The sequence below is a fragment of the Geothrix oryzae genome (genome assembly GCF_030295385.1).
GTDB lineage: Bacteria > Acidobacteriota > Holophagae > Holophagales > Holophagaceae > Geothrix > Geothrix oryzae.
The window spans coordinates 197,398-211,066 of record NZ_AP027079.1 but is presented as its reverse complement, the minus strand read 5'-3'; the positions used below and the strand labels follow the sequence as shown (position 1 = coordinate 211,066).

General features: G+C 67.9%; 9 protein-coding genes. 4 read left to right on the top strand and 5 right to left on the bottom strand.

What is annotated here, in order from left to right:
- The first annotated feature begins 199 nt into the window (after positions 1 to 199).
- On the top strand, positions 200 to 3,241 hold the full coding sequence (locus QUD34_RS00885) for a carboxypeptidase regulatory-like domain-containing protein (RefSeq protein WP_286354700.1): 3,042 nt from the start codon (positions 200 to 202) through the stop codon (positions 3,239 to 3,241).
- Between the two features lie 56 nt (positions 3,242 to 3,297).
- On the opposite strand, the gene QUD34_RS00880 is transcribed toward QUD34_RS00885, so the two are convergent.
- Genes QUD34_RS00880 through leuS form a run of 4 tightly spaced genes read right to left on the bottom strand, consistent with a single transcriptional unit; the run spans position 3,298 to position 7,905 of the window.
- Positions 3,298 to 3,855 carry a cob(I)yrinic acid a,c-diamide adenosyltransferase gene (locus QUD34_RS00880; protein WP_286354699.1) on the bottom strand — a complete coding sequence of 186 codons (558 nt, stop codon included), beginning with the start codon at positions 3,853 to 3,855 and terminating at the stop codon, positions 3,298 to 3,300.
- A 39-nt stretch (positions 3,856 to 3,894) separates the two neighbouring features.
- Entirely contained in the window at positions 3,895 to 4,536 is a 642-nt protein-coding gene (gene pyrE / locus QUD34_RS00875) for an orotate phosphoribosyltransferase (RefSeq protein WP_286354698.1), read from the bottom strand.
- Positions 4,536 to 5,474: a PLP-dependent cysteine synthase family protein gene (locus QUD34_RS00870; RefSeq protein ID WP_286354697.1), complete on the bottom strand. Its 939-nt coding sequence runs from the start codon at positions 5,472 to 5,474 to the stop codon at positions 4,536 to 4,538. Before QUD34_RS00870 ends, pyrE begins: the two co-directional genes overlap by 1 nt.
- Positions 5,475 to 5,478: 4 nt before the next feature.
- Positions 5,479 to 7,905 (bottom strand): leucine--tRNA ligase, encoded by a 2,427-nt coding sequence (leuS, locus tag QUD34_RS00865; RefSeq protein WP_286354696.1) that lies wholly within the window; start codon positions 7,903 to 7,905, stop codon positions 5,479 to 5,481.
- Positions 7,906 to 8,098: 193 nt separating this feature from the next.
- On the opposite strand from leuS, the gene QUD34_RS00860 reads away from it, so the two are divergent.
- A complete protein-coding gene (locus QUD34_RS00860; RefSeq protein ID WP_286354695.1) occupies positions 8,099 to 10,621 on the top strand; it encodes an ABC transporter substrate-binding protein in 2,523 nt (840 codons plus the stop codon).
- Here QUD34_RS00860 and QUD34_RS00855 read toward each other — a convergent pair.
- A complete protein-coding gene (locus QUD34_RS00855) occupies positions 10,618 to 11,574 on the bottom strand; it encodes a hypothetical protein (protein WP_286354694.1) in 957 nt (318 codons plus the stop codon). The genes QUD34_RS00860 and QUD34_RS00855 overlap by 4 nt on opposite strands.
- 189 nt (positions 11,575 to 11,763) lie before the next feature.
- Here QUD34_RS00855 and QUD34_RS00850 point away from each other — a divergent pair, with 189 nt between their 5' ends.
- Both QUD34_RS00850 and QUD34_RS00845 read left to right on the top strand, forming a co-directional pair.
- Positions 11,764 to 13,038, top strand: coding sequence for an amidohydrolase (locus tag QUD34_RS00850; protein WP_286354693.1), 1,275 nt, complete (start codon positions 11,764 to 11,766; stop codon positions 13,036 to 13,038).
- A complete protein-coding gene (locus QUD34_RS00845; RefSeq protein WP_286354692.1) occupies positions 13,031 to 13,666 on the top strand; it encodes a trimeric intracellular cation channel family protein in 636 nt (211 codons plus the stop codon). Before QUD34_RS00850 ends, QUD34_RS00845 begins: the two co-directional genes overlap by 8 nt.
- The last annotated feature ends 3 nt before the right edge of the window (positions 13,667 to 13,669 follow it).

Genomic DNA, 13,669 nt, shown 5'->3' with positions numbered 1-13,669 from the left:
GTAGTCGATGAATTAGAGAAGAAAAGGAACACGAAGGTCGGGAACCTGACATATCCTTCATGATCTTCCCCACTCTTTTGATCCCAGGGCGCCCTTTCAGACTCGGTTCGACGCGCACGCGATGGACCCGGTCCGCGATGGGAACCTGGACCCATTCCCCTCCCAGGCGGCTCCCGCCTCCTCTTCTCCGGAGTGCTTCATGCACCTCTCCTCCTTCCGGATGGCTCGCACCGCCGCCATCCTCGTCGCCATGGGCGCTGCGGCCTACGCCGCCGGTGACGGCAGCCTCTATGTCACCGTGCTCGACGCCAAGGGCCAGGTGGTCACCGGGGCCACCGTGATCGTCAGCAGCCCCACCCAGATCGGCGGCGCGCGCACCGTGGTCACGGACCGGGAAGGGCGGGCCCGCTTCATCCGGCTCAGCCCCGGTGAGTTCAAGGTCCAGGTGTCGAAGGAAGGCTTCCAGACCGCCTCGCTGCCTGCGGTCGAAGTGAAGGTGGACCAGTCCTCCTCCGCCAACCTCAAGCTGCAGCCCGTGGGGTCCGCCACCGTCGAGGTCTTCTCCACGGTGACCACCGTGGACACCACCACCGTCACCGCCGGCACCCAGATCACCTCCGCCGAGCTGGAGACCCTGCCCGTCGGCCGCACCCAGCTCTCGACGCTGAGCCTGGCCCCCGGCGTGGTGGCCACCTTCGGCAACACCAACGGCAACCCCACCCTCGCCACCGGCCTCAACCGCGACAACTTCGGTTCCGGCGGCGGCCGCAACAACACCTACCTGGTGGATGGCGTCGATGTGACCAGCCCCGAGGCCGGCACGCTGCGCACCACCATCGCGCCCGAGCTGATTCAGGTCCAGGATGTGAAGACCGGCGCCATCACGGCGGAATACACGGCCCGCGCGGGCCTGTTCTCCAGCGTCACCACCAAGGCCGGCGGCAACGAGTTCTCCGGCGGCGTCACCATCGACTACCAGAGCGCCTCGCTCCAGGACAAGGTGGGCTACGGCAAATACGATGTGGGCGAACGCAGCGTCCGCGACTACAGCGCCTACTTCATGGGCCCCATCATCAAGGACCGGCTCTGGTTCGTCGGTAGCATCCAGACCGTGAAGGACGAGCTGACCGTCAAGCTGCCCAGCGGCGAATCCCGCACGGGCCTCAACGAAGACAGCAAGCGCTTCTTCGGCAAGCTCACCTGGCAGATCAGCCCCAACGACCTGCTCAGCTTCACCTACAACACGAATCCCTTCGATTTCAACAACCTCTCCACGCCCTCGGTGGTGACGCGCCGTGCCGCCAAGACCGAACAGGGCGGCAACCGCTGGATCGCCGCCTATTCGCATCAGTTCAGCGACCTGTTCGTGGATGTGCGCTACTCCCACCACCAGGAAGACAACAAGGTCACGGGCCTCTACACCAACGCCGGTCCCCAGAACAACATCGTCTCCCTGTCGCCCCTCACGCCCGACCAGGCCAGCCTCGGCAACAGCTCCACGAAGGATCTGCGCGTCTACAAGAAGGACCTGCTCCGGGCCGACCTGACCTGGCTCTTCGACCTCGCGGGCAAGCACACCATGAAGTTCGGCGCCCAGAGCGGCGAGGACACCCTCACCCGCACCTCCGGCATCAACCAGAATGTGGCCTACGAGAGCTTCGACGCCAACACCTACAGCTGGGGCGCCCTGCCCGGCGGCAATGTGAAGTCCCAGCGCACCCGCGTCCTGGGCGTCATCAACAACACCCCCTCGCTCAAGTCCACCGCCATCGCCGCGGGCTATACCCCGACCGGCACCGGCGGCGCGTTCCAGTCCTCCGACTTCAACGCCTATGTCTTCAGCGAGGTCAATCCCGCGGGCGGCTACTACGGCTACCGGAACAACTTCGTGTCCGAGGCCAGCTCCACGCCCAAGCAGAAGACCCAGGGCTTCTATGTCCAGGATCAGTGGCAGGTCGGCCGGTTCACCCTGAGCCCGGGCTTCCGCTTCGACAAGTACGAGTACGAGGCGGACAACGGGCAGTCCCTCTTCAAGACCGACTACAACTTCGCCCCCCGCGTCGGCGCCACCTACGATGTGAAGGGCGATGGCCACTCCAAGATCTACGCCTACTGGGGCCGCTACATCGACCCCATCCGCCTGGACATGGTCCGCTTCACCGGCAGCCTCCAGGCTTCGTCCACCACCGAGGATGTGCGGATGTTCAACACCTGGATCACCGCCATCAGCCGTGGTGCCAAGGGCACGGTGGACGCGGTCTTCGTAGACAAGTTCAAGCTCCCCAAGACCGATGAGTTCCGCATCGGCTACGCCACCGACTTCGCCAGCATCTACTCCTTCGAAGTGGTGGGCACCCTGCGCCGCGACTTCGACATCGTCGAGGACTGGGACATCGGCCTCTACACCAGCGCCGACAACCTCGAGGGCGAGGCCCGCGGCCTCTACGGCATGGGCACCACGCCCTACGCCAGCCTGAGCGCCCCCCAGAAGCGCGTGGTCGACTACTTCCGGGGGCTCGCCATGCCCGTGGAATACTTCGCCGGCGGCGGCTATACCGGCGCCCAGAACCTGGCGCGGGCCAATGCGGGCCAGCTCAACTTCGCCCTCGCCAACTTGCCCGGCGGCGTCCGCAAGTACAAGACCCTCGACTTCTCCCTGACCCGCCGCGAGGCGAACAACTGGGGCGGCTTCGCCTCCGTCAGCCTGGTGGATGCCCAGGGCAACAGCTTCAGCCTCGGCAACGCCGACTATCAGGGCGATGTGGCGCAGTTCGATCCCCGCCTGCCCTACATGAACGGCAAGCTGGACGGCTCTGTCGACTGGCTCGCCAAGTTCAACCTCTTCTACCACTGGGACATGGGCCTGCAGGTCGGCATGAACTTCAACGCCAACTCCGGCTACCACTACAGCGCCAGCGAGAAGGTCGGCACCCGCGTCCTGAACTCCGCACCCACCGACATCAACCAGGTGTTCACCGAGCAGGCCGGAAAGTTCCGGACCGACAACTTCTGGCAGGGCGACCTCCGCGTCCAGTACGGCTGGAAGTGGAACAAGCAGCTCCGCTCCGAGCTCTACCTCGACATCATCAACTTCACCAACCGCCAGGAGGCCACGGGTCTTTCGGAAGGGCTCAATGTCCGCTCCGGAACCACGACCCTCTACAACGCCGCCGTGGCGCACACGCCCTACGCCTTCCAGGCCCCCCGGCGCTACCAGCTGGGCTTCCGCCTGAAGTTCTAGGCCGGCAGATCGACGGAAAAGGGGCCTTCGGGCCCCTTTCCGTCGGTTGGAAATCCTCAATCCCTGGGCACCCACTGGATGTCGGCCACTCCGGCCACGGCGTTCTCGGCGCGGGCGAGGGCGAAGAGCCAGTCGCTGAGGCGGTTCAGGTAGGTCAGCACGGCCGGGTTCACGGGTTCCTCGTGGGTGAGGGCCACCACCTCGCGCTCGGCACGGCGGCAGACCGTGCGGGCCAGGTGCGCGTAGGCGGAGGCCGGAGTGCCGCCGGGCAGCACGAAGGCCGTCATGGGCGGCGCCAGGGCCGTCAGGCGATCGATGTCGGCCTCCATGTCCGCCAGATCCCAGGTGGGCTTGCTCATGCGGGCCCCCAGCAGGTCCAGGCGCGCCGCCGGCGTGGCGAGGATGGCACCCAGCACGAAGAGGTCGTGCTGGACGCGCTGCAAGGCTTCTGGGCCAGCGCAGGCCGACCTGGCGTGAAGGCTGACCACGCCCATGACACTGTTCAGCTCATCCAGCGTCCCGTAGGCCACCAGCCGCAGGTGGGACTTGCTCACCCGGTCGCCCCCGAAGAGCCCCGAGGAACCATCGTCGCCCGTGCGGGTGTAGAGCTTCATGATCAGACCTCGAAAAGCAGGGACAGGATGGGTCGGCGCCTACGCCCCGCCGCGAGCGCGGCTCCAGGCCACGGTATCGGAACGCCAGGCCGCTAGGGCCTCCGATCCGGCGGCGTCCAGAATTCCCCGGACCTCGGCCTCCTTCGACAGCACCTCGAAGGAGCTGAGCACCTCCAGGCCGATGCCCGCCTCGGTGAAGGCCCGCCCCGCCTGGGGCAGCCCGTAGCTGAAGAGGGCCAGCACCGACGGCACCTCGGCCCCTTCGGCACGCAGGGCCTCGGCGCACTTCAGGCTGGACATGCCCGTCGAGATCAGGTCCTCGATGAGCACCGCGCGGTGGCCCCGGGCCAGCGGCCCCTCCACCTGGCGGCCCATGCCGTGGTTCTTGGGCGTGGGGCGCACATAGGCCATGGGGAGCTTCAGGCGGTCCGCCACCATGGCGGCCCAGGGCACGCCAGCGGTGGCCGCCCCGGCGATCAACGAGGGTCGCAGGGCCGCGGATCCAGCCACCAGGGCCTCGACGATCTGGTCCCGCACTTCGGGATAGCCCAGGAGCTGGCGGTTGTCGCAGTAGATCGGCGACTTCAATCCGCTGGCCCAAGTGAAGGGCTCCAGCGGCTGCAGGCGCACCGCCCCCACCTGGAGGAGGCAACCGGCGAGATCGCTAGGAGACAGCGGCATCACAGCTCCAGGTCCGCCACGGGCTGCTTGGACATGTAGCGCTCGGCGCCATCGGGGAAGAGGGTCACCACGCGGGAACCCGCGGGCAGGGTCCGGGCCAGCTCCCGGGCGGCCCAGGCGTTGGCGCCGCTGGAGGCACCCACCAGGCAGCCCTCGGTGGCGATGAGCTCCCGGGCGGTGGCCAGGCTGTCCGCATCGGCCACATCCATGATCCGGTCCGCGATGGCCAGGTCGAGGCTGCCGGGGATGAAGCCATTGCCCACGCCTTCCACCACCCACTCCTTGAGGGGCGCGCCGCAGTAGACCGAACCCACGGGCTGCACCACCACGGCCTGGACCTTCGGGTTCTTCTCCTTCAGGTAGCGGGCGATGCCCGTGAAGGTGCCACCGCTGCCGGCGCCAAGCACCACGGCGTCCACGCGGCCTTCCATCTGCGTCCAGATCTCGGGCCCCGTGGTGGCGTAGTGGCTGTCGGGGTTGCTGGGATTGTCGAACTGCTGAGGCACGAACGCGTGGGGAATGCTCGCCGCCAGCTCCTTGCACTTCTCGATGGCACCCACCATGCCCTTTTCCTTGGGGATCAGCACCAGCTCCGCGCCCAGTGCCTTCATGAGCATCATCTTCTCGCGGCTGTACTTCGTGGGTACGCAGAGGATGCAGCGGTAGCCCAGGGCCTTCGCGGCGATGGCGAGCCCCACGCCCGTGTTGCCCGCCGTGGGTTCGATGATGGTGCTGACGCCCGGCTTGATCTGACCCAGGGCCTCGGCGGCCTTGATCATGCCCACGCCGACGCGATCCTTCACGCTGCCGCCGGGATTGAGGTACTCGAGCTTGGAGAAGATCTGGAGGCCCGGCGCAAAGCGCGTGAGGCGCAGCAGCGGGGTGTTGCCCACCAGCTCCAGGACGGAATCGACGACGGAAGGAAGGGATTGGGTCACGGGATCAGCCTTTCACCACGATGCTCACGAGTTTGCCGCCCGGGGGCAGCACCACTTTCACGATCTCCTTGCCCGCCAGGTGGGGCTGGGCCTCGGCGCAGACCAGGGCCGCCGCCCGGCGCTGCTCCTCGGTGGCACCGGCGGACACGGTGATGCGGCCCCGCACCTTGCCGTTCACCTGCACCACCACCAGCACCTCGTCGGCCTCCAGGTACTGGGCGTCGGCCTCGGGCCAGGCGGCCTGCATGCAGAGGCCCGCCTTCCCGAGCTGGCTCCAGAGCTGCTCGGCCAGGTGGGGGGCCACCGGCGACATCAGGCGCACGAAGGCATCCAGGGCGTGCTGCATCACGGCGCCGCGGTGGGGCACAGCCGCGGGCAGGTCGCCCAGGGCATTGGACAGCTCCATCAGGCCCGAGACCACGGTGTTGAACTGGTAGCGGCGCTCCAGGTCGTCCGTGAGGCGGGCGATGGTCTGGTTGAGCTTGAGGAGGAGGGCCTTCTCCTCGGCGCTGAGGGCGTCCTTGGCGGGCAGTGGATCGGCCGTGACGGCATGATCCTCCACCATGCGCGTGACGCGCTTGAGGAAGCGGCTGGCGCCCTCGATGCCCTCGAAGCCGGTCCAGTCGATCTCCTTCTCGATGGGCGCGGCGAAGATCATGAAGAGGCGCAGGGCGTCCGCCCCGTACCGGGAGATCACCTCGTCGGGATCCACGATGTTGCCCTTGGACTTGCTCATCTTCGAGCCGTCCTTCAGCACCATGCCCTGGCAGATGAGCTTCTGGAAAGGTTCCGGGCCGCTGGCCAGGCCCAGGTCGCGCAGCACCTTGTAGAAGAAGCGGGCGTAGATGAGGTGCATGGTGGCGTGCTCGATGCCTCCCACATAGAGATCCACGGGCATCCAGGCGTCGCTCTCGGCCTTGGCGAAGGGCAGCTCGGTGTTCTTGGGATCCAGGTAGCGCAGCCAGTACCAGCTGCTGTCCACGAAGGTGTCCATGGTGTCGGTTTCGCGCTTGGCGGGCTGGCCGCAGCTTGGACACTTCGTGTTCAAGAAGGAGGAAGAGGTGGTGAGGGGGGAGGGGCCATGGCCCGTGAAGGCCACATCCTCAGGCAGGCGCACGGGCAGGTTCTCGGCCTTCTCGGGCACCACGCCGCAATCCGGGCAATGCACCGTCGGGATGGGCGTGCCCCAGTAGCGCTGGCGGGAAAGGCCCCAGTCCTTGAGCTTGTAGGTCGTCGTCTTTTCGGCCCGGGTGCCGAGCTTGGCGATCATGGCCGCGACGGCCTCTTCGCTCTTCATCCCGGTGAACTCGCCGCTGTTCACCAGCGTGCCCAGATCCCACTCGCTTTCCGATTCGATGACCTTGGGGAAGGGCAGGCCGTATTTTTCGGCGAACTCGTGGTCCCGCTCATCGTGGGCGGGCACCCCCATGACCGCGCCGGTGCCGTAGTCCATGAGCACATAGTTGGCAGCGAAGACGGGCACCTTCTCGCCCGTGAAGGGATGGATCACGGACAGGGCGGTGCGGTGGCCCAGCTTCACATCGCTGGTGAGGCGCTCCTCTCGGCTCACGGCGGCCACCTGGTCGCAGAAGGCCTTCAGCGCTGCGTCCGCCTCGGCGGCCTGCTCGATGACGGGGTGCTCGGTGCTCAGGGCCATGAAGGTCACGCCGAAGAGCGTGTCGAGCCGGGTCGTGAAGACCTCGACCTGGCCACCGGTCTGGAGGTCGAAGGCGAGGCGCGCGCCCTCGGATTTTCCGATCCAGTGGCGCTGCATCGTCTTCACATTGTCAGGCCAGTCCAGCCCGTCCAGACAGTCGAGCAGCTCGTCCGCGTACTTCGTCGTCTTGAAGAAGTACTGCTCCAGGGGCTTCTGGGTGACAGGGTGCCCCGTGCGCTCATCCTTGCCGTCCACCACCTGCTCGTTGGCCAGCACGGTGCCCAGGGCCTCGCACCAGTTCACGGTGCGCATGGCGCGGAACACATCGCCCTGCTCCCACATCTGGAGGAAGAGCCACTGGTTCCAGCGGTAGTAGTCGTCCTGGAAGCTGGCGATCTCGCGGTCCCAGTCGTAGCTGATGCCCATCTTCTGGATCTGCCCCTTCATCTCCTCGATGTTCTTGCGGGTCCAGATGGCGGGGTGGATGCCGTGCTTGATGGCGGCGTTCTCGGCGGGCAGGCCGAAGCTGTCCCAGCCGAGGGGATGCATGACCTCGTAGCCCTTCATGCGGCGGAAGCGGGCCGTCACATCGCCCAGCGTGTAGTTGCGGACATGGCCCATGTGGATGCGACCCGACGGGTAGGGCAGCATCACCAGCATGTAGAAGGTCTTGGAGCCCGGCAGCAGCTCCCCGGACCGCTTGGCGCGGAAGGCGCCCGACTCGAGCCAGCGGCGCTGGATCTCGGGTTCCTGGGTCAGGGGCTGAAACGGCATGGGAGAACTCCGGTAGAACCCTTGATTCTACAAGGAAAGCCGCAGCCCTCCACCCCCGGGTTCCCCTGCTCCGCCCCCCGGAAGGCACCGGAACTTGAGGCAAGCCGGGGAATAACCGATCTATGGGTGTTCTACTATCGATCACCTCCAGTGTCTTCTCTGCCAAGGTTTGGCACCCCATCGCGGATCCACCATGACCTCACCACCCGCCGCGACCCCCATCCCGGCCCCCCGCCAGCCCGAGGCGGCGAGCGGTCTCGGGAGGATCGCCGCCAAGCTGCGCTGGCTCGTCCTGGGCGCCGGGCTCGGCTGCATCTTGATGGCCGCTCCGCCTCCCGAATCGATCACCCTTCAGCTCAAATGGCGGCACCAGTTCCAATTCGCCGGGTACTACGCGGCGCAGGAGAAGGGGTTCTACCGGGAGGCCGGGCTCGAGGTCACCATGCTCGAAGCCGATCCCTCGACGGACCCGGCCCGGGAGGTCGTGGCGGGGCGGGCCCAGTACGGCGTCAGCAACAGTGCCCTCCTCCTCGCCCGGCAGCAGGGCCTGCCCGTGGTGGCCCTGGCCGTCATCTACCAGCATTCCCCCCTCGCCCTCCTCGCCCGTTCGGGGGCCGGAATCCATTCGGTCCACGATCTGGCGGGCCGGCGCATCATGATCGACCGCCACTCCGATGAGCTCCTCGCCTTCCTGCGGAAAGAGGGCGTGCCGGTGTCATCCCTCAGCCTCCAGGAGCATCGCTTCGACCCGTCGGCCCTGCTCAACGGGGAAGTCGATGCCATCAGCGCCTACAGCACGGATGAACCCTACTTCCTGGATCAGGCCGGCTTCAGCTACCTGACCTTCACGCCCCGCGCCATCGGCCTCGACTTCTACGGCGACAACCTCTTCACCACGGAGGAGGAAATCCGCGCCCATCCCGCCCGGGTGAAGGCCTTCCGCGAGGCGAGCCTCCGGGGCTGGGCCTATGCCATGCAGCATCCGGAGGAGGTGGTGGACCTGATCCTCGCCCGCTACGGCGGGCGGCACGGCCGGGACCACCTCCTCTACGAGGCCAGCCAGATGGCTCCCCTGTTGCAGCGGGACCTGGTCGAGCTGGGCTACATGCATCCCGACCGCTGGCAGCGCATGGCGGATGCCTACGCGCAGCTGGACCTCCTGCCCACCGGCTTCCCCCTCGAGGGCTTCCTCTATGATCCCGGCGCCGGCGATCGTCAGGCCCGACGGAACCTGAGGCTCATGCTGACCCTCGCCCTCCCGATCGGCCTGGTCCTCGGCGCGGCGGTCCTCGTCTTCCTCTGGATGAACCGGCGCCTCGCGCGGGCGATCCGGGCGCAGGCCCAGATGAGCGGCGGACTCCGGGAGAGCGAGCGGCAGTTCCGTTTCATCGCGGAGCATTCCGCCGATGTCATCTGGACCATGGATCTCCCCAGCGGGAGGTTCACCTATGTCAGCCCGTCCGTGGTCCAGCTGCGGGGCTACACCCCCGAGGAGATCCTGGCCATGCCGGTGGCCGAGGCCCTGACCCCGGAATCGGCCGCCCGGGTCCAGAAGATCCTGATCGAGTCCCTGGCTGAATGGCACGCGGGAGCCACCCTCCCTCCCCGGGTGGTGGAGGTGGACCAGCCCCACAAGGACGGGCACCTGGTTCCCACGGAGGTCGTGACGACGCTCCACGGAGACGCCGAGGGCCGCCCGACCCGGGTCCTCGGCGTGAGCCGGAACATCACGGCGAGGCGGCGGGCGGAAGAACAGCTGCGCCGCAACCTCGAAACCCTTGAACAGGCGGCCAGCACGGATCTCCTCACCCATGCCTGGAACCGCCGGCACTTCGACGCCGCCATCGAGGGAGAGATGCACCGCTCCCTCCGGTATGGTCATCCCCTGTCGATGCTGATGCTGGACATCGATCACTTCAAACGGATCAACGACACCTACGGCCACCCCGAGGGGGACCGCGTCCTCATGGAGGTCGCCGATCAGGTGCGCGCGGTGATCCGGCTTTCCGACTCCCTCACCCGCTGGGGTGGCGAGGAGTTCATCGTCCTCATGCCCAATACGGGACTCGCGAACGCGAAGGCCCTGGCCGAACGCATCCGCGAGAGCCTCGCCGGGTGCGCCATCGAAGGGATCGGGCCGGTGACGGCCAGCTTCGGCGTGGCGGAGTACCTCCCCGACGCTTCCCGCGAATCCTGGCTGGAACGCGTCGACCATGCCCTGTACCGGGCCAAGCAGGCGGGGCGGAACCGGGTGGAGGCCGATCCCCTGCAGAGCGGCATCGAGCCGCGCGGCGAACACCCGGAAGGCACCTTCCTCAAACTAGCCTGGAGTGCCTCCTTCCGCTCCGGGAACCCCTTGATCGATGCCCAGCACGAACGGCTGTTCCGCCTCTCCAACGACCTGCTTGATGCGGTCCTGTCAGGGCGGGACGACGGGGATCTCGCGGCGCTGGTCACGAAGCTCCTGTCCGAAGTGGCCCAGCACTTCCAGGACGAGGAGGCCATCCTGGCGGACCTCGGCTTCAGCGGGCTACAGGAACACAGGCAGAAGCACGCCGAGCTCATCGGCAAGGCCCTCGACCTGCAGCAGGCCTTCCAGGCTGGAACGCTCTCCAGCGGCAGGCTCTTCCAGTTCCTGGCCCAGGATGTCGTGGCCCTGCACATGCTCAAGGCGGACCGGGAGTTCTTCCACCTGACGGCCCCTCCCCAGGGCTAGAAGCTCCAGTGCAGGCCCAGCGACACGCTGGAGCGCGGCTCGATCTGCAGGCCGGTCACCCGCTGATGGAGCGGGACCTGGGCGAAGGCGTAGACCTGCAGGGTGCGGGTGACTGCCACCGTGAGGCCCGGGCTGAGGTAGAGGAGGGTGGCGCCACTGTTCTCCACATCGGCCTGGGAACCCGATTCCCGTCCCTCGGCCCGCAGGTTCAGCTGCAGGTGCGGCGTGAGGCCGGCAAACCCCGTGTAGCGCACGCCCGCGTTGGCATTGACGCCGTCGCCGGGCTTGAAGCCCTCCCGCTCGCCCAGAGGCTTCTGGAAGAGCACCTGGCCGAAGCAGCCCCACTCCGGAGCCAGACTGCCGAAGGCATAGGCCCCGACAAGCAGATCCGTCGTGCCCGTCCCCAGCTGGAGGCCCCGGTCCAGCGGCTGGCCCGCCTGCGCCCCCGCCTGGAACGGCTGGTGAAACCGGCCCGTGGCCAGCTTCAGGCCCATCTGCACGCCGAAGGAGCGCGCTTCCGAAAAGCCCTGGTAGCGGCCCAGCACCCGGACATCGCCCAGGCCGCTGGTCTGGGACATGGAAGGATCCACATCCCCTTCGGCCAGGGTCGCGTGATAGCGGTTGAAGGCGGGGATCAGCACCGTCACGCCCCAGTCGGGGCTGGGGCTGTAGTCCAGAGTCGCCGTCAGGTTGCGGTTGAGCGTCTTCTCCTGGACTTCCTGTTCATTGGGGATCTCGAAGGCGGCCCGGTCTACGGAGCGGGTGCCCCTGCGCAGCTGGTCCTGGTTGAAGTAGTCGTAGCGGAGGTCGAAGCGGAAGCCGGGCCTCACCGCGTAGCCCTGGCTTGCCCAGTCCGAGTTCAGCGTGCAGCCGCAGGCGCCGCAGGCTCGGGCCGGAGTGGCGGCCGTCACCAGACCGAGGACCGACAGCAATCCCGCTTGGATCCGCTTCATGGTTCCTCCTGGACGACTATGGACGATGTTACGACAGGTGCGGCCCCTCCCTCGGGGGAAGCTCCCCCCCGGGGCCGAAACCGGTGCATGATGCTGTCCGCGGAGCCCCGCGAGCGGCCCGCCCCCCTGCCGGTTTTCCAGCGCCCGGCAGCCCCGGCCCGAACCCCACTCAGCCTGGAGGAGGACCCCATGGACCCGCTGGCCAAGGCACTCGACTCCCGCCTGGACGCCCTCCTGCCGGAACTGGAGGCGGTCTACAAAGACCTCCACAGCCACCCGGAGCTGTCCATGCAGGAGGTGCGGACGGCACGGCTCGCGGCGGAGCACCTGGCCCGGCACGGATTCGAGGTGACCCCGGGCGTGGGCGGGACGGGCGTGGTGGGCCTCCTGCGCAACGGAGCCGGGCCCACCGTGATGCTGCGGGCGGACATGGACGCCCTTCCCGTGCTGGAGGCCACGGGGCTGCCCTACGCGAGCATCGCCAAGGCCCGCAACGACGACGGCGTGGAAGTGGGCGTGTCGCATGCCTGCGGCCACGACCTGCATGTGACCTGGCTGATGGGCGCGGCCCAGGCGCTCAGCGAGCGCCGCGACCTGTGGAAGGGCACCCTCCTGGCCGTGTTCCAGCCCGGCGAAGAGGTCGCCCGCGGCGCCCAGGGCATGATCGACGACGGCCTGATGGACCGCTTTCCCCGGCCCGATGTCATCCTCGGCCAGCATGTGATGGTGGGGGCGGCGGGCACGGTGGGCCATCGCAGCGGCACCATTCTCTCCGCCGGGGACAGCCTGAAGGTCCAGCTCTTCGGACGGGGTTCCCACGGCTCCCAACCCCAGACCGCCATCGATCCCGTGGTCATGGCCGCCTCGACGGTCCTGCGGCTCCAGACCATCGTCTCCCGCGAGATCGGCCCCCTGGACAGCGCGGTGCTGACCATCGGCTCCCTCCAGGCCGGGACCAAGGAAAACATCATCCCCGAGGACGCCACCCTCAAGCTGAACATCCGCACCTACGACGAGGGCGTCCGGGAGCACATCCTGTCGGCCGTCAAGCGGATCTGCTGCGCGGAGAGCGCGGCCTCGAACGCGCCGCGGGAGCCTCTGTTCACGCCCCTGAACAGCTACCCCATGACCGTGAACGACGCAGCGGCCGCGGCGCGGGTGGCGAAGGCCTTCCAGACCCAGTTCGGAGAGAGGGCCTACGAGACGGCGCCCGCCTCGGCCAGCGAAGACTTCAGTGTCTTTGGCCGCGCCTGGAAGGCACCCTATGTGTTCTGGATCGTGGGAGGCACGGGCCCGCAAGTCTACGCCAGGGCCAAAGCCGAAGGGCAGATCAACCGCCTCCCCAGCAACCATTCATCGAGGTACGCCCCTGTGCTGCATCCCACCCTGAAGACCGGCCTCCAGGCCATGCTGACCGCGGCCGGGGCCTGGCTCTGCGAGGCGGAGTCCACCGGCCATGCCTGAGCGCGCCCTCTTCAATCTCCTGGATCTGGCGGGCATCTTCGTCTTCGCCATCAGCGGCGCCGCGGCCGCCCGGCAGCGGGACCTGGACCTGTTCGGCATCGTGGCCCTGGCCTTCGTCACGGCCTGCGGCGGGGGCATCGTGCGCGACCTCTGCCTCGGCGCCCTGCCGCCCATCGGCCTGGCGGACTGGCGCTACCTCGCCATCGCCACCCTGGGCGCCCTGGCCACCATCGGCGCCTATGGCTGGGTGCGGCGCCTCCGCTACCCGGTGCTCCTCTTCGACGCCCTGGGGATGGCCATGTTCGCCGTGGCGGGCACCCAGAAGGCGCTGGGGATGGGCCGCAACGCCGAGACCGCCATCCTCCTGGGGATGTTCACCGCCGTGGGCGGCGGCATCCTCCGGGACATGCTACTCGGCCGGGTGGCGGTGGTGCTGGAGCGGGAGATCTACGCCTCCGCGGCCCTGCTGGGCACCCTGCTGGTGGTGCTGGCGGACCATTTCCACTGGGGCGCGGCCTGGGCCACCTGGCCCGGCCTCCTGGCCTGCTTCGGGCTGCGCTACCTGTCGCTCCGGTTCAGCTGGAACATGCCCCGCTTCGGCCGGCGCGAGGGGGGCCCGGAGAGCTGAGGC

Bases quoted from the DNA above. Each gene is read 5' to 3' on its own strand.
- pyrE (WP_286354698.1), bottom strand. From the start codon at position 4,536: ATGCCGCTGTCTCCTAGCGATCTCGCCGGTTGCCTCCTCCAGGTGGGG.
- QUD34_RS00850 (WP_286354693.1), top strand. From the start codon at position 11,764: ATGGACCCGCTGGCCAAGGCACTCGACTCCCGCCTGGACGCCCTCCTG.
- QUD34_RS00860 (WP_286354695.1), top strand. From the start codon at position 8,099: ATGACCTCACCACCCGCCGCGACCCCCATCCCGGCCCCCCGCCAGCCC.
- QUD34_RS00855 (WP_286354694.1), bottom strand. From the start codon at position 11,574: ATGAAGCGGATCCAAGCGGGATTGCTGTCGGTCCTCGGTCTGGTGACG.
- QUD34_RS00885 (WP_286354700.1), top strand. From the start codon at position 200: ATGCACCTCTCCTCCTTCCGGATGGCTCGCACCGCCGCCATCCTCGTC.
- QUD34_RS00880 (WP_286354699.1), bottom strand. From the start codon at position 3,855: ATGAAGCTCTACACCCGCACGGGCGACGATGGTTCCTCGGGGCTCTTC.
- QUD34_RS00845 (WP_286354692.1), top strand. From the start codon at position 13,031: ATGCCTGAGCGCGCCCTCTTCAATCTCCTGGATCTGGCGGGCATCTTC.
- leuS (WP_286354696.1), bottom strand. From the start codon at position 7,905: ATGCCGTTTCAGCCCCTGACCCAGGAACCCGAGATCCAGCGCCGCTGG.